Source organism: Bradyrhizobium sp. USDA 3364 (genome assembly GCF_054056355.1).
Genome location: NZ_JBSRYG010000002.1, coordinates 7,562,542 through 7,582,672, shown reverse-complemented (window position 1 = coordinate 7,582,672; position 20,131 = coordinate 7,562,542). Strand labels below are relative to the sequence as shown.

Here is a 20,131-nt window from a genome sequence, read left to right as displayed (position 1 = left end):
CTATTTCGCCGTCCGCGCCTTCGCGACGTCGTTGGCCGTCACCGCCGGCGCCGCGTTGCCCCAGGAATTGCGGATGTAGGTCGCGACGTCCGCGACCTCCTGGTCGCTGAGCTTCGGATAGGCCGGCATCGAGCCTGAGTTGGGCGCGCGCGGCGTGGTCATGGTTTGCGCGCCGTCGAGAATGATGCGCAGCGTGCTCGCCGGATTGGCCGATTGCAGATTGGCGTTGCCGGGCAGCGGCGGATAGATCCGCGGGGCGCCGGAGCCGTCGAACTCATGACAGGCGACGCAGGCGCCACGGTAGATGCGCTCGCCGTTGCTCATCTGCACCGGCGAGGGCGGCGTGACCTGCGGCTCCGGCGCGCCGGCGGGCAGGCTCTTCAAATAGACCGCGATCGCCCGCACATCGGCGTCGCTCATCTTCGAGGTCGAATTGGCCACCACCTCGGACATCAGGGGGCCGGCATGGCTGTGCCCGTTGCGGCCGCTCTGCAGATATTCGGCGATGTCGGCCGCGCTCCACGACTTCAGCCCGCTGCGCTCGGCGCCGTCGAGCCTCGGTGCGAACATGCCCTGGACCATGCCGCCACTGAGCGCCTGGTCGCGCTTGTCGGCGCCGAAGGCATTCTTCGGCGTGTGGCAGGCGCCGCAATGGGCGAGGGCCTCGACCAGATAGCGGCCGCGATTCCAGTCGACACCCTTGCTCTGGTCCGGCTGGATGATGCCCGGCGTGAAGAACAGCGCGTTCCAGGCCCGCATCAGGACGCGGTAGCAATACGGCCAGCGCAACTGAGGCGATGGCGCCCTGTTGCTGACCGGCGCGAGCGTCGCGAGATAGGCGCGGATCGCCAGGATGTCGTCGCGAATCAGTTTCGTGAAATACGGGTAGGGGAAGGCGGGATAATAATGCTTCCCGTTCGGCGCGACGCCGGTGCGCAGCGCGCGGAGGAAATCGTCGTCGCTCCAGCCGCCGATGCCGGTATCGCGATCGGGGGTGAGATTCGCAGAGAATACCGCACCGAACGGCGTGTCGATCCGCTTGCCACCGGCGAACGGCTTTGCCGGGTCCGCCGTGTGGCAGCTCGCGCAGTTGCCGGCAATCGCAAGCGCCTTGCCGCGGGCGACGACGTCATCGGTCGGAGCGGCGGCAACTTCGCGGGCCGTGAACGCACTGCACAACAGCGCACCGGCCAGAATCGCACCCGTCGTTCGACGCTGTCGCCGCATCCAATCACCTTCCGGTCCACAAGACGCGTTACGCCATTTCGCCGCGGGCCTGTCCAGTGACAGAAACCGAAACGGCCCTCCGATATTCCCGGCACGAAATTGCGATTTTTGCGCAGCGGGCTTTGGCGCCCAGAATTGTGCTGCGCGGGCCGGAAAATCCGACATAGACTGGTTCTAACAAGCTCGGATGACTAGCTAAAAAGCAGTCGTCGCGACCAGCGCAAAGAGGGCTAAATGGGAATCAACCAAGGGCCTATCAGCCTCGACCAGAAATACACCCAAGGTACCGGCCACGTCTTCATGACCGGGATCCAGGCGCTGGTCCGCCTGCCGATGGCGCAGATCAGACGCGACCGCGCCGCAGGTCTCAATACGGCAGGCTTCATCTCCGGCTATCGCGGTTCCCCCCTCGGCGGCTACGACCAGCAGCTGTTCGCTGCCGGCAAGCATCTCGAACAGTACAACATCAAATTCCAGCCTGGCGTGAACGAGGACCTCGCGGCCACCGCGATCTGGGGCTCGCAGCAGCTCGGCCTGTCGTCCGGCGCCAAATATGATGGCGCGGTCGGCATCTGGTACGGCAAGGGCCCTGGCGTCGACCGCTGCGGCGACGTGTTCCGCCACGGCAATGCGGCGGGCTCCGCCAAGCATGGCGGCGTGCTCTGCCTTGCCGGCGACGACCATGGCGCAAAGTCCTCCACCGTTCCGCATCAGTCCGACCACGCCTTCATCTCCGCGCTGATGCCCTACCTCTACCCCTCCAGCATCCACGAAATGATCGAGATGGGCCTGCTGGGTATCGCGATGTCGCGCTACTCGGGCTGCTGGGTCGGCATGAAGGTGATCACCGAGACGGTCGAGACCACGGCCGAGATCGACCTCACCGACGAGATGACGCCGTTCATCATCCCGACCGATTTCGAGCTGCCGCCGGGCGGGCTGAACATCCGCTGGCCCGACGACCGCTTCGAGCAGGACCGCAGGTTGCAGGACTACAAGGGCTTTGCCGCGATCGCCTTTGCCCGTGCCAACAAGGTCAACCGCATCACCATGGATTCGCCGAACGCGCGCTACGGCATCATGGCCTCGGGCAAGAGCTACGAGGACATCCGCCAGGCGCTGCGCGAGCTCGGCATCACGCCCGAGATCGCCGCCAAGATCGGCATCCGCCTCTACAAGATCGGCATGCCGTGGCCGCTGGAGCCGGAAGGCGTGCGCAATTTCGCCGTCGGCCTCGAGGAGATCTTCATCGTCGAGGAGCGCCGCGAGATCGTCGAGAACCAGGTCAAGCAGGAGCTGTTCAACTGGCGCGACGACGTGCGTCCGCGCATCGTCGGCAAGATGGACGATCACGACAAACGCTTCCTGACCTTCGCCGCCGAGCTTTCCGTGGCGTCGCTTGCGAGCTCGCTGACCGAACGGCTGCTTCGACTTAATCTCAATCCTGAAATCGCCGAGATGCTGCGCGCCAAGGCCGACTGGTTCAACGGCCGCCAGTCGACGCAAATGCAGGCGACCGCACCGGTCAGCCGCACGCCGTATTTCTGCTCGGGCTGCCCGCACAACACGTCGACCAAGGTGCCGGAAGGCAGCCGTGCGCTCGGCGGCATCGGCTGCCACTTCATGGCGCTGTGGATGAACCGCTCGACCGAGACCTTCACCCATATGGGCGGCGAGGGCGTGCCGTGGGTCGGCATCGCGCCGTTCACCAACGAGAACCACATCTTCGCCAATCTCGGCGACGGCACCTATTTCCATTCCGGCATTCTCGCGATCCGCCAGTCGATCGCCTCCAAGGCCAACATCACCTACAAGATCCTGTACAACGACGCGGTCGCGATGACCGGCGGCCAGCGCCATGACGGCGACCTGTCGCCGCAACAGATCACCTTCCAGCTGCACGCCGAAGGCATCCGCGAAATCTACCTGGTCTCGGAAAATCCCGACGCCTATCCGGCCGATACCATCGCGCCCGGCGTCAAGCTGTTCCACCGCGACGAGCTCGAGAACGTCCAGAAGATGTGCCGCGACACCAAGGGCACCTCGGCGATCGTGTTCGTGCAGACCTGTGCCGCCGAAAAGCGCCGCCGCCGCAAGCGCGGCACGATGGAGGATCCGGCGCGCCGCGTGCTGATCAATCCGGAGGTCTGCGAAGGCTGCGGCGACTGCTCGGTGCAGTCGAACTGCATCTCGGTCGAACCGCTGGAGACGGAGCTGGGGCGCAAGCGCGCCATCAACCAGTCGACCTGCAACAAGGATTATTCCTGCGTGAAGGGTTTTTGCCCGTCCTTCGTCACGGTCGATGGCGGCACTCTGAAGCGGCGCGCGCCCACCGAGCTTGGCGATATCGGCGCCCTGCCGGAGCCGGCCTCGAAGCCCGCGCTCGATCGGCCCTACAACATCGCGGTCGGCGGGGTCGGCGGCACCGGCGTCTTGACCATCGGTGCGCTGCTCGGCATGGCCGCCCACATCGAGGGCAAGGCCTCGATGATCCTCGACATGTCCGGTCTTGCCCAGAAGGGCGGCGCGGTGCTGAGCCACGTGCGGCTCTCCGAGCACACCGCCGACGTGACCTGCTCGCGGATCGTGACCGGCACGGCCGACCTGGTGCTCGCGGCCGATGAAGTCGTGGCGGTGTCGAAGGACACCATCACGCTGTGCGAGCCGAGCCGCACGGTGGGCATCATCAACAGCCACATCATCCCGACCGCGGATTTCATCCTCAACCGCGACTTCAATTTCCAGAGCCGCAAGGTCACCGGCGTGCTGGAGACCGAGCTGCGCAAGGACTCCGCCTTCTTCGACTTCACCAAGCCGGCCGAGGCGTTGCTCGGCGACTCCATCGCCACCAACATCATGATGATGGGCTTTGCCTATCAGCGCGGGCTGCTGCCGCTGTCGGCGGAATCGATCCTGCAGGCGATCGAGGTCAACGGCGTCTCGATCAAGATGAACACCCAGGCGTTCCAGCTCGGTCGCCTGGCTGCGGCCGATCCGGCACGGCTCGCCGCGATGATGAAGGGGCAGGACGACGACGCAGCCCCGGTCAAGACGCTGGATGCGATGTCGCTCGACGAGATCATCGCCCATCGCACGGCGCTGCTGACCGACTACCAGAACGCGCGTCTGGCAAAGCGCTACCGCAAGCTGGTCGACCAGGTCCGCGACGCCGCCAGCAAGGGCGGCTATGGCGAGGTGCTGCCGCGCGCGGTCGCGATCAACTACGCCAAGCTGCTCGCCTACAAGGACGAGTATGAGGTGGCGCGGCTGTTCACCGACGGCCGCTTCGAGAAGCAGCTCCGCGAGCAGTTCGAGGGCGATTTCAAGTTCAACTTCAATCTGGCGCCGCCGATCCTCGGCGGCGGGCTCGACGCGCAGGGCCGCCCGAAGAAGCGCGCGTTCGGCTCGTGGATGATGTCGGCCTTCAGGGTGCTGGCGCGCTTCCGCTTCCTGCGCGGCACGCCGCTCGACATCTTCGGCTACAACGCCGACCGCAAGCTCGAGCGCGATCTGATCGCGGGCTACGAAAAGGATGTCGCCACCGTGCTCAACCTGCTGTCGCCGCTCAATCACGACATCGCGGTCGAACTGCTGTCGCTGCCCGATCGCATTCGCGGTTACGGCCCGGTGAAGGAGAAGGCGATCAGGGAGGCAAAGGTTCGCTACGCGCAACTCGCCGCCGACCTCGCCAACCCGCCACCCGCGCCGCGGCAGATGGCGGCGGAGTAGGGGTGGTCGCAAATTCGACGTCGTCCCGGCGAAAGCCGGGACCCATAATCATCGCACTTCGTTGTGGCGCGACGTTGAGGCCACAGCTCACTCCCACCACACACACCTGTGGTTATGGGTCCCGGCTTTCGCCGGGACGACGATTGAGTTGCAGATACAGTCTCGCCTGACGGAATATTTCCGCGCTTGCCAACGCCGCTACGTCGGTTCAGAAAAACGCTGAAGATGAAAAACGCCAGCGGAGAGCGATTTGACCATCAAGGGCAAGGCCTACATTGCCGGGATCTATGAACATCCCACCCGGCACGCACCCGATAAATCAACAGCACAGCTACACGCCGAGGTCGCCAAGGGCGCGATCGAGGATGCCGGGCTCACCAAGGACGACATCGACGGCTATTTCTGCGCCGGTGACGCGCCGGGCGGGCTGTGGCCGATGGTCGATTACCTTGGCCTCAACACCAGGAAGCTGCGTCACGTCGATTCCACCGAGACCGGCGGCTGTTCCTATCTGATCCATCTCGGCCACGCCGCTGAGGCGATCGCCGCGGGCAAGTGCTCGGTCGCGCTCGTCACGCTGGCGGGCAAGCCGCGCACCGGTCCGATGCCGCCGCGCGCCTCCGGCGCCGAGGCCGATTTCGAGTTGGCCTACGGGGCTACCACGCACAATGCCTATGGCATGTGTGCCATGCGCCATATGCACGACTATGGCACCACCTCCGAGCAACTCGCCTGGATCAAGGTCGCGGCCTCGCATCACGCGCAATACAATCCGCATGCGATGCTGAAGGAGGTCGTCACCGTCGAGGACGTGCTGAACTCGCCGATGATCTCGGATCCGCTGCACCGGATGGATTGCTGCGTCGTCACCGACGGCGGCGGCGCGATGATCGTCACCACGCCGGAGATCGCGAAGGGCCTGAAGAAGCCGCTGGTGCGGCTGATCGGCCATGGCGAGGCGATGAAGGGACCGCGCGGCGGCAAGGATCTCGACCTGACTTATTCCGCCGGCGTGTGGTCCGGTCCGCGCGCCTTCGAGGAGGCGGGCGTGACGCCGAACGATATCAAGTACGCCTCGATCTATGACAGCTTCACCATCACGGTGCTGATGCAGCTCGAGGACCTCGGCTTCTGCAAGAAGGGCGAGGGCGGCAAGTTCGTCGCCGACGGCAACTTGATCTCGGGCGTCGGCAAGCTGCCGTTCAACACCGATGGCGGCGGCCTGTGCAGCAACCATCCCGTCAATCGCGGCGGCATGACCAAGATTCTCGAGGCTGTGCGCCAGCTGCGCGGCGAGGCGCATCCGAAGGTGCAGGTGAAGAACTGCGACCTCGCGATCGCCCACGGCACCGGCGGTCTGCTCGGCGTTCGCCACGCCGCCTCAACCTGCATTCTGGAGCGTGCGTGATGTCTGAAGCGAAGAAGTACAATGCCCCGGTGACCAATCCGGAGACCGCGCCGTTCTGGGAAGCGGCGAAGGCAGGCAAGTTCATGATCAAGCGCTGCAACACCTGCGGCGAGGCGCATTACTTCCCGCGCGCGATCTGCCCGTTCTGCTTCTCCGACAAGACGGTGTGGGAAGAGTCGAGCGGCGAGGCCACGGTCTACACCTACAGCCTGATGCGGAAGTCGCCGACCGGTCCCTATGCGATCGCCTATGTGACGCTGAAGGAAGGTCCATCGCTGCAGACCAATATCGTCGATTGCGATCTGGAGCAGGTGAAGATCGGCCAGAAGGTCAAGGTGGTGTGGAAGCCGACCGACGGCGCCCCGCTGCCGTTCTTCACGCCGGCCTAAAAGGTACCTTCCCCCCTTGCGGGGGAAGGTGGCAGCGAAGCTGCCGGAAGAGGGGTCCTCTCCACGTGAGAAATGAATCCGTGGAGGCAACCCCTCTCCTAAACGAGTTTGCGTTTGATGCCGGTGCGGCCCTCTCCCGCAAGGGGAGAGGGCGCAATAATGGGCAGCGCTGAAGCAAGAAGAGTTCGGGGAGAAGACAACAATGCCAATCGTGTACGAACAGCTGATGGCCCTGAAGAATCTCGGCCAGAAATACAGCTACAGCGATCGCGACGTGATGCTTTACGCCTACGGCATCGGTCTCGGTGCCGATCCGATGGACGAGAAGGAACTCGCCTTCGTCAATGAGGGCGTGCTGACGCCGCGTCCCTTGAAGGTGGTGCCGACCTTCGCGTCGGTCGCAGCCTGGGGCGCCGGTCCCGGCGAGATGAACCTCAATCGCGTAATGGTGGTCGACGGCGAGCGCGACATCACCTTCCACAAGCCGTTCGCGACCGCAGCCCACATCACGGCCGACTCGACCGTGCTCGACGTGTTCGACAAGGGCAAGGACAAGGGTGCGGTGATCCGCCACCAGACCGTGCTGAAGGACGAGAAGGGCGAGAAGCTCGCCACGCTGGTGGCCTCGCGCTTCGCCCGCGGCGACGGCGGCTTCGGCGGCCCGTCCGACGGCCAGCCCGAGCCGCACAAGGTGCCGGAGCGCGCGCCGGACAAGGTCGTCGACATCGCGACACGGCCGGACCAGGCGCTGGTCTACCGTCTCTGCGGCGACCGCAACCCGCTGCACTCAGATCCCGAGTTCGCGAAGAAGGCCGGCTTCCCGCGGCCGATCCTGCACGGCATGTGCACCTACGGCATCACCTGCCGCGGCGTGCTGCAGACCTATGCCGACTATGATCCGTCGGCCTTCAAGCAGCACGCGGCGCGGTTCTCCTCGCCGGTGTTTCCCGGCGAGACCGTGACCATGGAGCTGTGGAAGGACGGCAACGTGGTGTCGTTCGAGGCCAAGGTGAAATCGCGCGGCGTCACCGTGATCAGGAGCGGCAGGACGGTGCTGGGTTAGCTCTCGTGCCCCGGACGCAGCGCAGCGCGCAAGCGGTGCGATGCAGAGCCGGGGCCTACGCGGGCCGGGCATGGGTCCCGGCACTGCGAAGCAGCGTTTCACGCTGCATCGCGTCCGGGACACGATAGAAAACAAGGGAGAAGAAACCATGGGATTACTCGACGGCAAGGTGGCGCTGATCACGGGCGCGGGCGGCGGACTTGGTGAAGCCTACGCAAAACTGTTTGCGCGCGAGGGCGCGGCCGTCGTGGTCAACGATCTCGGCGGCCCCCGCGACGGCTCGGGCTCCGACAAGTCGATGGCCGACAAGGTGGTCGACGCGATCAAGGCCGAGGGCGGCCACGCGGTCGCCAACGGGGCCGACATCTCGACGCTCGCCGGCGGCCAATCGGTGTTCGACGACGCCATCAAGCATTTCGGCCGCGCCGACATCCTGGTCAACAACGCCGGCATCCTGCTCGACGAGACCTTCCACAAGGCCAAGGAAGCGAACTGGGACAAGGTGATGAAGGTGCATCTGAAGGGCACTTTCTGCTGCACCCAGCCGGTGTTCAAATGGATGCGCGACAATGGCGGCGGCGTCATCGTCAACACGTCCTCGACCTCGGGCCTGATCGGTAATTTCGGTCAGACCAATTACGGCGCCGCCAAGGGCGGCATCTGGGGCCTTTCCAACGTGCTGGCGATCGAGGGCCGCAAGTACAACATCCGGATCTGGACGCTGGCGCCGGGCGCCTTGACCCGAATGACCGCAGACCTGCCCCGCTACAAGGAGAACCCGGGTGCGGCGCTCGGTCCTGACGGCATCGCGCCGGCGGTGCTTTACATGGTCAGCGATCTGTCGGGCGACCAGACCGGCAAGGTGCTCGGCGTTTCGGGCCCGCGCGGGGTCCGCGAGATGCGGATGATGGAAATGGAGGGCTGGAAGCCGCCCTTTACGGGCTGGAAGGCCGAAGACATCGCCACCCATGCCAAGGAGATCTTCTTCTCCGAGGAGCAGATCAAGATGGGCGCGCGGCGGTTCTGATGCTACCTGTCGTTCCGGGGCGTCCGCAGGACGAACCCGGAACGACGAGATTCCCCGGTGCGCAATTGCGCACCTGAGGTTCGATGCTGACGCATCGTCCCGGAATGACGGATAAGAGGATAGCCATGACCAAACTCACCGCCCAGGCCGCAGGAACCTTTGCGATCGCGCCGACCCCGTTCCATGACGACGGCCGCATCGACGAGGCATCGATCGACCGGCTGACCGATTTCTACACCGAGGTCGGCTGCGACGGCGTCACGGTGCTGGGTATCCTGGGCGAGGCGCCGAAGCTCGATGCCGCCGAGGCGGAGCAGGTCGCGCTGCGCTTCGTCAAGCGCGCCAAGAAGCTGCAGGTGATCGTCGGCGTCTCGGCGCCGGGGTTCGCGACGATGCGCTCGCTGGCGAAGAAGTCGATGGACGCGGGGGCCGCCGGCGTCATGATCGCACCGCCGCCGCATCTGCGCACTGACGACCAGATCATTGGCTATTTCAAGCAGGCGCAGGAAGCGATCGGCGACGATATTCCCTGGGTGCTGCAGGACTATCCGTTGACGCTGACCGTCGTGTTCACCCCCGCGGTGATCCGCAAGATCGTGATGGATTCGCCGTCCTGCGTGATGCTCAAGCACGAGGACTGGCCGGGTCTGGAGAAGATCTCGACGCTGCGCAACTTCCAGAAGGACGGTTCGCTGCGGCCGCTGTCGATCCTGGTCGGCAATGGCGGCCTGTTCCTCGATTTCGAGATGGAGCGCGGCGCCGACGGCGCGATGACGGGCTATGCCTTCCCGGAACTCCTGATCGATGTCGTCAATCTGTCGAAGGCCGGCAAGCGCGACGCCGCGCATGACCTGTTCGACGCACACCTGCCGCTGATCCGCTACGAGCAGCAGCCCGGCGTCGGCCTCACCGTGCGCAAATACGTGCTGCAGAAGCGCGGCATCATCTCGTCCAGCGCGCAGCGCAAGCCGGGTGCGGTGATCACGGCGCAGGCGAGGGCAGAAGTCGACTATCTCCTGTCCCGCGTGGCGCGGGTCGACCGCCGCGCCAATCTGCAACCGCAATCCAGTGCCGCGGGTTAGTCTGTCACTCCTCATGGTGAGGAGGCGCGAAGCGCCGTCTCTGGACGATGCTTCGCTCGCCAGGTGAACCATGAGGCCCGATCCTGCCGTCCATCCTTCGAGACGCGGCCTGCGGCCGCTCCTCAGGATGAGGTCCTGAGGAGTAAAATTCGTGACCGAAATCGTTGCCCCGCGCTTTGCCTCGACCGTGCTGCTGCTCCGTGACGGCGGCAGCAGCGAGATCGAAGTCTTCATGATGGTCCGCCATCACCAGATCGAGTTCAACTCGGGCGCGCTGGTCTTTCCCGGCGGCAGCGTCGACAAGAACGACAAGGAGATCGCCGCCAATCCGGCGCTCTACTCGGGCGCGGAAGGGCTCGACGGCGACGCGCTCGGCTTCCGGATCGCGGCGATCCGCGAAACCTTCGAGGAGAGCGGCATCCTGCTGGCGCGGCCGCAGGGGTCGAAGGACCTGGTCGATGCGAAGCGTGCGAACGAGATCGCGGCCGCGCATCGCGCGGCGTTGAACGAAGGCAAGATCAGCTTCCTCAAGGTGCTGACTGACAATGGCATGGTGCTCGCGCTCGACGAGCTCGTGCCGTATGCGCACTGGATCACGCCGGAGGGCATGCCGAAGCGCTTCGACACCTGGTTTTTCCTCGCCGCCGCGCCGCCCGAGCAGCTCGGCGCCCATGACGGCAAGGAATCGACCGACTCGATCTGGGTGTCGACGCGCGAGGCGCTGGAGGGCGGCGAGACCGGCCGCTTCAAGCTGCCGTTCCCGACCACGCGCAATCTGATCCGGCTCGGCAAGCAGCCGAATGTCGGCGCCGCGCTCGCCGACAGCCGTGGCAAGTCGATCGTCACGGTGACGCCCGTGATGACCAAGACCGCCACCGGCCGCCAGCTCCGCATCCCCAAGGAAGCGGGTTACGACGGCGAGGTGTTCGACGTCGGCGCGCTGGGGTAGGCTTTCACGAGCGGCGCAACACATTCGGTGTCGTCCCGGCGAACGCCGGGACCCATAGCCACAGGGTTGTGTTGTTGGAAAAGCGTGTAGCCGCAGCGTCGCGTAACAATGAAGATCGGTGGTTATGGGTCCCGGCTTTCGCCGGGACGATGATGGGATTCACACTTCGGTCTGAACCGAAGGATTGTCACCTCGCATCACTGTAGATTCCGTCTCCACCATCGAGTCGGAATCCTCAGCCCATGACCTCCATCCCACGACAGTCTCAGATGGGCCTCGAGCTGGGTCTGCTGCTCGCGCTCGCCACCCTCTGGGGCGGTTCCTATACCTTCATCAAGCTCGGCGTCGCGACCATCCCGCCGATCACGCTGATCGCGGCGCGCACCGCGATCGCGGGGCTGTTGCTCGTCGTCATCATGCGGATGCGCGGCGTGGCGATGCCGACCGATGGCGCGACCTGGCGCCGCTTCATCTTCCAGGCCTGCCTCAACAGCGTGATCCCGTGGACGCTGATCGCCTGGGGCGAGCGCTTCGTCGATGCCGGGCTCGCCACCATCCTCAATTCGGCCTCGCCGATCTTCACCTTCCTGTTCACCGCCGCGATCACCCGCCACGAGGCCGCGAGCCCGCGCAAGCTGTTCGGGGTGGTCGCCGGCATGGCCGGCATCTGCCTGATCGTCGGCGTCGACGCGTTCCGCGATCTCGGGCAGGGGATCGTGGCCGAGATCGCGATCGTGGCCGCCACCATCTGCTACGCTTGCGCCGCGATCTTCAGCCGCGGCTTCAAGGGGCTCGATCCGATGGCGCCGGCGGCCGGCTCGCTGCTCGCGGGCGCCGCGATCCTGATTCCGCTCGGCCTCGCCGTCGAACGGCCCTGGACGCTGACGCCGTCGACCAGCTCGCTCGGCGCACTGCTGGCGCTTGCGGTGTTCTCGACCGCGATCGCCTTCGCGATCTACTTCCGCCTGATCCAGACCCTCGGCTCGGTCGGCACCACCGCGCAGGCCTATCTGCGGGTGCCGATCGGGGTTGCGCTGAGCGTCGTATTTTTGGGCGAACGGCTGAGCCCGACGGCCTGGATCGGGCTCGCCTGCGTCGTCGTCGGCGTCGCCGCGATGACGATTCCTGCACGAAGGATCGCCACTGCATGAGGTCATCGCCGCGATGACGATCCCGGCGCGGAAAACAGCAACGTCCTGAAGTTTCGTCTTCCGAAACCGGCGGCTTGCTGCCGCCGGCCAATCCCTGCATCCTGTCCCCAACAAAGTCACAGGGCGGGAACAGGACGATGCTGCGGCGGATCAGCCTCATTGCCGGTGCGTGCATGGTGTTGCTGGCGATGGCGGGCGCGGTGCGAGCGCAGGACTTTCCGAGCCGGCCGATCCGCATCGTGATTCCCTATGCGCCCGGCAGCGTCGCCGACGTGTTCGCGCGCATCATGGCGCAGGACGTGCAGGAGCAGTGGAAGGGCACGATCGTCGTCGAGGCCAAATCCGGCGCCAACGGCTCGATCGCCGCCGAGGAGGTCGCGCGCGCCGCTCCCGACGGCTACACGTGGCTGCTGGTGACGACCTTCTTCACCGCCAGCCCGGCGCTGAACAAAGAGCTGCGCTGGGATCCGGTCAGGGATTTCGCACCGGTCGGCCAGATCTGTCTTGCCCCGAACTTTTTCATCGTGCCGACGTCGCTGCCGGTGAAGTCCGTCGCCGACTATGTCGCGCTCGCCAAGGCCAAGCCGGGCACGCTGAACTACAGCCATCCCGGCAAAGGCTCGACCGGCCATCTCGGCTTCGAACTGTTCAAGCGGCTCGCCGGGATCGACGTCACCGCGATCGGCTATCGCGGCTATCCGCAGATGGTGCCCGATATCGCGAGCGGGCTGATCACCTCGAGCTTCCTGTCGGCCAACCAGGCGCTGGCCCAGGTGCAGTCCGGCAGCATCCGGATCATCGCCGCGATCAGCGACGGCCGCTCGAAATACTTCCCCGAGGTGCCGACCATGGGCGAACAGGGCTTTGCCGAGGCGCAGGTGACGCCTTGGTTCGGCTTCGTGGTCCCGTCAGGCACGCCCCAGCCGGTGGTCGAACGCATCAGCGCGGCGCTGGAGAAGGCGCTCGCCTCCGCCGAGGTGCGGACGAAGCTCGACGTCGCCGGCTGCGACGCCAGGAGCGCGCCGCTCGGGCACTTCGCCGACATCATCAAGGCGGACGTCGCGCTCTGGGCCAGGGTGGTCAAGGAGGCCGGCATCCCGCCGGACTGAGCCCGCTTCCCTGTACCGGAAGCAGCCGCCGGCGGCCCCGTCCGGGTGATTCAGGTCACACCGCCGGCCGCCAAGTCATTCAGCATGTCCTTCAGCATGTTTCCCCAAAGCCCGTAATTTCCCGTATATTGGGGCGCATTGGACCCCGGCCTTGATGACATGACCGCTGAATTGCCGCCGAATTCGCAAGCGCCGCGTGCGTTCTCCCTGTCGATTGGCCAGCTCACGTTCGGCAGCTTCCTGCTGGTGCTGGCTGTGATCATCATCACATCCACGGCCAGCGTGATCGCGATCCGCCACATCGATACGACCTTCGCCGAGCTGCAGCGGCTGCAAAGCGTCGGCGACATCGCCGAGGACATCGACCGCCGGACCAACGAACTGCGGCTGGCGGCGCGGGACTTCGTCACCGAGCCCGGCAACCAGTCGGCCCAAGTCGCCCAGGCGGCCCAGTCGCTGAGCGAAATCCTGAAAAAGACCCGGATCGAGCTGGCGCCCGAGCAGCAGGACATGATCGACGGCGTCACCCAGCGGCTGGCGACCTATCGCGGCGGGATCGAGCGCATCTCGGCGTTGCTCAGCCGCCGCGCCGAGATCGTCGCCGGGCTGCCGCCGCTGCGCGAGGCCTTCGACAAGGCGGTCGTCGACAGCAATGACGCGGCGCTGGCCAATACGCTGTCGCAGATCCAGAGCCGCATTGCGACCGCGCTGCTGGCGCACAACACCTCCGCCGCCGAGCACGCCGCGCAAGGCATGCGGACGATGAACATCACCGATCCCGCGCTGCGCAGCGCGGTCGACAATTATGCCGAGGCGATCAGCGCGATCTCGGTGCGCGAGGGCCAGATCGCCGACATCGACCGCGAGGTGCTCGGCGCCGAAGGCCGCCTGATCCAGAAGGTCACCGAGCTGCTGCGCGAGCTCAGCTCGCGTCGCGGCCATGTGCTGTCGCGCGATTTCGCGCGGACGCTGGCTGAAGCCAAGTGGCAGAGCATCGTGCTTGGGACGGCCGGTGTGCTGATCGGCCTGTTTGCTTCGGTGCTGGTGGTTCGCCGCACCGTCCGGCCGCTCGCCAGGATCGCCGGCTCGATCCGCAAGGTCGCGGGCGGCGAAAAGAGCGCGTTCATTCCCGGCGCCGATCTCGACAACGAAATCGGCGACATTGCGCGCGCCGCCGAAGTGTTCCGCCAGACCCTGGTCGACGCCGACAGCGCGCGCGAGGCCGCGCTGCGCGCGCTCGCCGAGCAGCGTCTCGCCGAGGAAAGCTACCACAAGCTGTTCGAGGCGTCGGTGGAGGGCATCTATGTCACGACGCCGGGCGGCACGCTGCTCAACGCCAATCCGGCGCTGGCGCGGATGATGGGCTACGCCACGCCGCAGGACCTGATCAACGGCATCGACGACATCGCCACCACCGTCTATGTCGATCCGGCGGCACGCGAGCAGTATCAGCGGCTGATGCAGCGCGACGGCACGGTGCGCGATTACGAATACCAGGTGCGTTCAAGCGACGGCACCGTGCTGTGGCTCTCGGATTCGGCGACCGTCGTGCGCAACGACGAGGGCGAGGTGATCCGCTACGAGGGCACGGTGCGCGATATCACCGACCAGAAGCGCGCCGAAGATGCGATCGCCGAAGGCCGCCGCATGCTGCAGATGGTCATCGACACGGTGCCCGCGGTCATCAACGTCAAGGAGCGCAACCTGCGCTACGTGCTGATGAACCGCTACATGGCGGGAATCTTCGGCATCGAGCCGCAGGATGCGATCGGCCAGACCACCGCCGAGCTGATGTCGCGCTATGGCGCGGCCAAGACCGATGAGAACGACAAGCGGGTGCTGTCGGCGCGCCGCGAGCTTGGCTTTTATGAGGAAGAATACAAGGATGCCGCCGGCAACATGCGGCAATGGCTGGTCAACAAGCTGCCGATCCTCGATGCGCATGGTGAGATCGAGAACATCGTCACGGTTGCGCTCGATATCGGCGAGCGCAAGCGCTCCGAGCAGGAGATGCGCAAGGCGAGGGATTCCGCGGAGGCCGCGCTGCGCAATCTGCGGGAAACCCAGAATTCGCTGATCGAGGCCGAGAAGCTCGCCGCGCTCGGCCGGCTGGTGGCCGGCGTCGCCCACGAGGTCAACAACCCCGTCGGCATCAGCCTGACGGTGGCCTCCGCGCTGGAGCGCAAGACGGCGAATTTCGCGACCCAGATCGAGCGCGGCGACCTGCGCCGCTCCAGCCTCAACGATTTCCTGAACACGGCGCGGGATGCGTCGTCGCAGCTCGTCGCCAATCTCAACCGCGCCGCCGAGCTGATCCAGTCGTTCAAGCAGGTCGCCGCCGACCGCAATTACTCCGACCAGCGCACCTTCGATCTCGGCGATCTCACCGAGCAGGTGGTGATGAGTTTGCGGCCCGGGCTGCGCAAGCACAATCTGACGCTCAACATCGATTGCGAACCGAACCTGATCATGAATTCCTATCCTGGACCGTATGGCCAGGTGCTGACCAATCTGTTCCTCAACGCGGTCGCGCATGCGTTTCCGGACGGCAAGGCCGGCGAGGTCGAGGTCCGGGTCCAGGCGTCCGGCGGCGACAATGTCGAGGTGATCTTCGCCGACAATGGCTGCGGCATGAGCCTCGACGTGCGCCGCCGCGCCTTCGATCCGTTCTTCACGACACGGCGCGATCAGGGCGGCACCGGGCTCGGCCTGCACATCGTCTACAGCATCGTCACCACGCGCCTCGGCGGGCGGCTCTCGCTGGATTCCGCGCCGGGCAACGGCACCCGGATCCAGATGATCCTGCCGCGCGTTGCGCCGCTGGAGCAGGCCGCCGAGTAGGCGGCTCCGGCTCCAACTGCGTCATGCGTCAGCGTGCGGACAGCCGCTATTTCTTTGTCTCGCCGCCGGCCAGCAGGTTCTTGTAGACCTTGCCGTTCTTCATAATGACCAGGAAGTTCTTTGCGGGATCTTCAACTAGCCTGATGTTGTCGATCGGATTGCCGTCGACCAGCAGCAGGTCGGCCAGCGCGCCTTCCTGGACCACGCCAAGCTTACCGGGATATGGATTTCGCAGCCCGGACAGGCTGAGTAGTTCAGCGTTGGTCGATGTCGCCATCGTCAGCGCCTCGGCCGGCGTGTACCAGCGGGTGAGGTCGGCCAGCATGGTGCCTTGCCGGTCGGCCAACGCCTTCGAGAACAGGACATCGGTACCGAATGCCGTCTTGATCCGGTACTTCTTTGCCAGCGCATAGACCCGTTCGGTCCCGGCAACCACTTGCCGCATCTTGTCCTGCTCAGCAGGCCCCAATGCGGCGGCGCCCGCCAGATCGAGGAAGGGCTGCGTGCTCAGCCAAATTCCCTTCTCGGCCATCAGGCGAGCGGTCGCGTCGTCCATGAGGTGACCGTGCTCGATACACTTGACGCCCGCCGCGATCGACCGCTGGATCGCAACCGGCGTATAAGCGTGCACGGCAACGTAGGTACCCCAGTTCGCGGCGGCTTCGACCGAGGCACGCAGCTCCGGTTCGGTGAATGTCGATACGTCGAGCGGACTGAACGGCGATGCGACGCCGCCACCCGCGGTGAGCTTGACCTGCGAGGCCCCTTGCATGAGCTGCTCGCGCGCGCGCACGCGGACCTCATCCGGGCTGTCCGCGATCATGCTGCCGCCGATTCTTTCCATGCGGCTGAGCATGCCGCCGATCGTTCGCGGCAGATCGGACAGCTGCCGGAAATCGCCATGGCCGCCCGTGATGGTGATTATCGCGCCTGACGGGTAGATGCGCGGCCCGGCCACGAGCTCGTCGTCGATGGCACGCTTGAGCCCGAAGGTCGGCCCGCCCATGTCGCGAACGGTGGTGAAGCCCCGCATCAATGTGTCGGTCGCTTCCGCCGCAGCAAGCAGATTGTTGTAGCCGACGTCGCCCGCGATCGCTGCCGCCGGCGTCGGGCGCACCAGCATCGCATGCCAATGTGCGTCGATCAGCCCTGGCATCAGGACGCGCTCGCCGCCGTTGATCACCTGGGCATCGGCCGTGATCGCCGAGATCGAGATCTTCTCGATCTTGTTGTTGCGGACCAGCACATTCGATGGCGCGGAGAGTGTGGCATTGTTGCCGTCGAAGATGCGGACGTTCTGGAACAGGACCGCGGAATTCTGCGCCTGCGCGGCCGGAAGGGCGCCGAGGCTGATGCCGATCGCCGCCAGCAGCACGGAAACGCGGGCAATCCCGCTCTGCATTCTCACACCTGACACGATCGACCTCCGCCGGAATGATGCTAAGCCGGTCGGCCGGCGGGCCGCAAGGCATAGGTCAACCAGCCGATGCCGTGAGACATCAGATCGATGCCCAGTAACAATCCAAGCACCCAGAGCCCGGTTGCCGGAAATCCGCTCAGGATGATGAGGCCCGCAATGATGCCGAACACCCCGGAGGCCGCCAGGACCCAGCCGGACTGCCGCCAATGGCCGATGCCGATCGTCACGCGGACGAACCCGGAGACCAGGAGTATCAGGCCGAGGACGTAGGTCAGGATCAGCGCGCCGGTCACCGGCTGGCTCAGCAGCACGATCCCGGATGCAACATAGAGAGCTCCGAGCAGCAGCTGCCACAGGAAGCCTCCCCAACCCTTGGTCCAGAAAGCGTGCACGATCTCGAAGCCGCCTGCGAAAATCGCCGTCCAGCCGATGAAGATCGCGCTGACCACGGTGAAGAGCGCGACATCGCCGAGGACGAGGAGGCCCGCGACGATCATGGCGATCCCGAGCAGGACGCACATCCACATGGGCGGTGGCGCGATGCCAGTGAGACCCAACGCGGAACTGTTGTCAGTGGTCGCCATGTCATCCTCCTCAATTCCTGGGCAAAGAAGTGCGTCGCGGATTGCCGGTGGGCAATCCGCGCGTTCGAGCGGAGCAGGGAGCCGCGCCTGGGATCACCAGCGCCATCCGCAGCGACGTCGGCCGCGGTGCCACCAGCACGACCAGCGTCGCCGGCGATGCCAATGGCGGCGCGGTCGTCGCGGGGGTGGCCGTGGCCGCCGGCTGGTGGTGGCAACCGCATGAACCGGCGGACCGGCATCGTCCGCCTTGGCGCCGAAATCCTTTTCCAGCGCGAGCGGCAGCGCCTCCGCGGTTTCCGCCAACAGGATTGTACCAATGCCCGCGGCAACGACACCGCCGAGCATGCACCGCAGTGCCGTCCTGCGATCGATGTCATTCATGGTCTGCACCTTCCGTTGTTGCCGAGACGTCATTGTCTTGCTCCACCGGATGGTGTGCACGGGTCTGCCGGTCAGGCCGGATCAGCTGGCTCGTTCGCGGTTGTCCGCCGCGTTGTCATCCGGAATCTCTCCCGGCCGGTAGTTCGGCAACTGCCCCGCCGGAATGATTGCGAGGAGGGCGAGGCCCGCCATGATCAAAAGCCCGATCTTCAACGCCCGCAGCCGTGCTTCGGTGTTGACCCGGACCGCTTCCTCGACTTGCTGTGGCGTGCCGCTCGTCGCTTCGAGCACGCTGCGCAGCCGGTCATTGCTGACGAAGGTGATGTTGTTGAGGTCAACCTGGCTTTGAAGCTCCTTCGTCAGTACCGGACTGGCCGTGATCTTGCCGAGCGCGATCGTGCTCAGCAGACCAACGAGAAGCGCGCCGGCGACCGCCGTACCCACCGCGGCCGCGAGGTTTTGCGTGGTTCCGCGCAAGGACCCGACGTCTCCCGCCAGTGCCTTGGGCGAGGCTGTCACCAGGACGTTGAACAGCAGTGTCACCAGGGAGCCCTGGCCGATGCCGAACAGGACGAGACCAAGCAGAACGGGAATCTCGCTCCAGTCGTTGCGCACGACGAATGCGAGCCAGAGCAAGGCGATGGTGCAGAGCGCAAAGCCGAAACGTCCGATCTGGCGCGGTGTCAATCTGTCGTAGAGATTGACGATCAGCATCGCCGAGAAGAAGACCGTAAGGTTGAACGGCATCATCGCGATCGCGGTGGCGATCGGCGAACGTCCCTGCACGATCTGGATATAAAGCGGCACCGTGAAGTTCAGTGAAGCCTCCAGCGCGACCACCGCGAACAATGCATAGACCGCGCAGCGCTCCTCGGGCGAGTCGATCACCTCCAGCGCCAGCAGCGGGGTTTTACCCGCGGCCTGCTGCCGGTGCGTCCAGCTCAGAAATGCCTGCCCGAGCACGATGCCGATCACGATCATGATCGGCGCCGGCGAGACGCCCAGCACATCGAACGGCGCGTTGGGACGGGCGAGCGCCAGCCCCCAGCCGTTGAGATTGTTGAATCCGAAGCTGATCAGAATGATCGCGCTTGCAGCAAGAGCGACGCCAACCAGATCGATTTCGACGTCGGGGCGGCCGCGGTCGGGCTTCAAGCGGAAGCTCAGCAGGAAGACAATCGCCGACGCCGCGATCAGGATTCCAAACGTCGGCCGCCAGCCGATATAAGTTCCGAGCACGCCGCCGATCACGAATGCGAGTACGCCGGCGGCCGCACGCGCCGAGCCAAGCGCGCCGAGGGCGGTGGCCTGCTGGCGCCCTGCATAATTCTCGGCGATCAGGGCGACCAGCGAAGGCACGATCACCGCTCCGGCGGCACCGCAAAGCGCCTGTGCCGAGATCATGGTGGTGGCCGTGGGGCTGAACGTCATCAGGAGCTGCGATACGCAGAACAGGACGACCGCGATGCGGAACACCTGCAGCGCGCCAAATCTTTGCGCGAGTTTCGCGCCAAGCATGACGAAGCCGGCCACAAGCATGGAATAGGCCACGATTCCGGTCGCCACCGTGGTTGGGGGCACGCCGAAGCTTGCCACCATGCCGCCCATAGCAACCGGGAGCGATGCGACGTTGTACGACATGATCATCTGGCCGAGCGCAATCGCGATCATCGGAACCCATGATGCGCGCTCTTCCTGGTGGATGCCGCCGATCGATATTGTCTGCGCCATGGCGTCCTCCGATCTTCTCGGCTTCTGCGATCAGCCCGAC

The 20,131-nt window shown here is 65.4% G+C and carries 15 protein-coding genes; 10 read left to right on the top strand and 5 right to left on the bottom strand.

All coding sequences use genetic code 11. The features are described from left to right. Positions 1-1,227 carry a cytochrome c gene (locus tag ACVILL_RS35700; RefSeq protein WP_456733332.1) on the bottom strand — a complete coding sequence of 409 codons (1,227 nt, stop codon included), beginning with the start codon at positions 1,225-1,227 and terminating at the stop codon, positions 1-3. A 234-nt stretch (positions 1,228-1,461) separates the two neighbouring features. Between ACVILL_RS35700 and ACVILL_RS35695 the strand changes: the two genes are divergently transcribed. The 10 genes from ACVILL_RS35695 to ACVILL_RS35650 all read left to right on the top strand — a co-directional run bounded on the left by ACVILL_RS35695 (position 1,462) and on the right by ACVILL_RS35650 (position 15,975). After that, the gene (locus tag ACVILL_RS35695; protein ID WP_456733331.1) at positions 1,462-4,956 is read left to right on the top strand and encodes an indolepyruvate ferredoxin oxidoreductase family protein; all 3,495 of its coding nucleotides are present in this window, start codon (positions 1,462-1,464) and stop codon (positions 4,954-4,956) included. Positions 4,957-5,206: 250 nt separating this feature from the next. Beyond that, positions 5,207-6,364 carry a thiolase domain-containing protein gene (locus ACVILL_RS35690; RefSeq protein WP_456733330.1) on the top strand — a complete coding sequence of 386 codons (1,158 nt, stop codon included), beginning with the start codon at positions 5,207-5,209 and terminating at the stop codon, positions 6,362-6,364. Beyond that, positions 6,364-6,753, top strand: a complete 390-nt coding sequence (locus ACVILL_RS35685; protein WP_028337616.1) for a Zn-ribbon domain-containing OB-fold protein — start codon at positions 6,364-6,366, stop codon at positions 6,751-6,753. The genes ACVILL_RS35690 and ACVILL_RS35685 overlap by 1 nt, the downstream gene beginning before the upstream one ends. Positions 6,754-6,955: 202 nt before the next feature. Continuing rightward, positions 6,956-7,816: a MaoC/PaaZ C-terminal domain-containing protein gene (locus ACVILL_RS35680; protein WP_456733329.1), complete on the top strand. Its 861-nt coding sequence runs from the start codon at positions 6,956-6,958 to the stop codon at positions 7,814-7,816. A 148-nt stretch (positions 7,817-7,964) separates the two neighbouring features. Continuing rightward, positions 7,965-8,843, top strand: a complete 879-nt coding sequence (locus ACVILL_RS35675; RefSeq protein ID WP_456733328.1) for an SDR family oxidoreductase — start codon at positions 7,965-7,967, stop codon at positions 8,841-8,843. A gap of 125 nt (positions 8,844-8,968) precedes the next feature. After that, a complete protein-coding gene (locus ACVILL_RS35670; RefSeq protein WP_212023458.1) occupies positions 8,969-9,925 on the top strand; it encodes a dihydrodipicolinate synthase family protein in 957 nt (318 codons plus the stop codon). 151 nt (positions 9,926-10,076) lie between these two features. Next, positions 10,077-10,874 carry an NUDIX hydrolase gene (locus ACVILL_RS35665; RefSeq protein WP_456733327.1) on the top strand — a complete coding sequence of 266 codons (798 nt, stop codon included), beginning with the start codon at positions 10,077-10,079 and terminating at the stop codon, positions 10,872-10,874. A gap of 269 nt (positions 10,875-11,143) precedes the next feature. After that, positions 11,144-12,025: a DMT family transporter gene (locus ACVILL_RS35660; RefSeq protein ID WP_456733326.1), complete on the top strand. Its 882-nt coding sequence runs from the start codon at positions 11,144-11,146 to the stop codon at positions 12,023-12,025. A gap of 137 nt (positions 12,026-12,162) precedes the next feature. Continuing rightward, positions 12,163-13,134 carry a Bug family tripartite tricarboxylate transporter substrate binding protein gene (locus ACVILL_RS35655; RefSeq protein ID WP_456733325.1) on the top strand — a complete coding sequence of 324 codons (972 nt, stop codon included), beginning with the start codon at positions 12,163-12,165 and terminating at the stop codon, positions 13,132-13,134. Positions 13,135-13,293: 159 nt separating this feature from the next. After that, a complete protein-coding gene (locus ACVILL_RS35650; protein WP_456733324.1) occupies positions 13,294-15,975 on the top strand; it encodes a PAS domain S-box protein in 2,682 nt (893 codons plus the stop codon). A 46-nt stretch (positions 15,976-16,021) separates the two neighbouring features. On the opposite strand, the gene ACVILL_RS35645 is transcribed toward ACVILL_RS35650, so the two are convergent. The 4 genes from ACVILL_RS35645 to ACVILL_RS35630 form a co-directional block, all read right to left on the bottom strand. Then, the gene (locus tag ACVILL_RS35645; protein ID WP_456734439.1) at positions 16,022-17,377 is read right to left on the bottom strand and encodes an amidohydrolase family protein; all 1,356 of its coding nucleotides are present in this window, start codon (positions 17,375-17,377) and stop codon (positions 16,022-16,024) included. Between the two features lie 38 nt (positions 17,378-17,415). Continuing rightward, on the bottom strand, positions 17,416-17,979 hold the full coding sequence (locus ACVILL_RS35640) for an HdeD family acid-resistance protein (protein WP_456733323.1): 564 nt from the start codon (positions 17,977-17,979) through the stop codon (positions 17,416-17,418). 93 nt (positions 17,980-18,072) lie between these two features. After that, complete coding sequence (locus tag ACVILL_RS35635) at positions 18,073-18,360, bottom strand: hypothetical protein (RefSeq protein ID WP_456733322.1); 288 nt, start codon at positions 18,358-18,360, stop codon at positions 18,073-18,075. A gap of 81 nt (positions 18,361-18,441) precedes the next feature. Then, entirely contained in the window at positions 18,442-20,091 is a 1,650-nt protein-coding gene (locus ACVILL_RS35630) for an MFS transporter (protein WP_456733321.1), read from the bottom strand. Positions 20,092-20,131: the final 40 nt, after the last annotated feature.

Excerpts from the sequence above, each read along its gene's own strand:
- ACVILL_RS35635 (WP_456733322.1), bottom strand. The coding sequence starts at position 18,360 with ATGAATGACATCGATCGCAGGACGGCACTGCGGTGCATGCTCGGCGGT.
- ACVILL_RS35700 (WP_456733332.1), bottom strand. The coding sequence starts at position 1,227 with ATGCGGCGACAGCGTCGAACGACGGGTGCGATTCTGGCCGGTGCGCTG.
- ACVILL_RS35680 (WP_456733329.1), top strand. The coding sequence starts at position 6,956 with ATGCCAATCGTGTACGAACAGCTGATGGCCCTGAAGAATCTCGGCCAG.
- ACVILL_RS35655 (WP_456733325.1), top strand. The coding sequence starts at position 12,163 with ATGCTGCGGCGGATCAGCCTCATTGCCGGTGCGTGCATGGTGTTGCTG.
- ACVILL_RS35640 (WP_456733323.1), bottom strand. The coding sequence starts at position 17,979 with ATGGCGACCACTGACAACAGTTCCGCGTTGGGTCTCACTGGCATCGCG.
- ACVILL_RS35670 (WP_212023458.1), top strand. The coding sequence starts at position 8,969 with ATGACCAAACTCACCGCCCAGGCCGCAGGAACCTTTGCGATCGCGCCG.
- ACVILL_RS35660 (WP_456733326.1), top strand. The coding sequence starts at position 11,144 with ATGGGCCTCGAGCTGGGTCTGCTGCTCGCGCTCGCCACCCTCTGGGGC.
- ACVILL_RS35675 (WP_456733328.1), top strand. The coding sequence starts at position 7,965 with ATGGGATTACTCGACGGCAAGGTGGCGCTGATCACGGGCGCGGGCGGC.
- ACVILL_RS35630 (WP_456733321.1), bottom strand. The coding sequence starts at position 20,091 with ATGGCGCAGACAATATCGATCGGCGGCATCCACCAGGAAGAGCGCGCA.
- ACVILL_RS35695 (WP_456733331.1), top strand. The coding sequence starts at position 1,462 with ATGGGAATCAACCAAGGGCCTATCAGCCTCGACCAGAAATACACCCAA.
- ACVILL_RS35645 (WP_456734439.1), bottom strand. The coding sequence starts at position 17,377 with ATGCAGAGCGGGATTGCCCGCGTTTCCGTGCTGCTGGCGGCGATCGGC.
- ACVILL_RS35650 (WP_456733324.1), top strand. The coding sequence starts at position 13,294 with ATGACCGCTGAATTGCCGCCGAATTCGCAAGCGCCGCGTGCGTTCTCC.
- ACVILL_RS35685 (WP_028337616.1), top strand. The coding sequence starts at position 6,364 with ATGTCTGAAGCGAAGAAGTACAATGCCCCGGTGACCAATCCGGAGACC.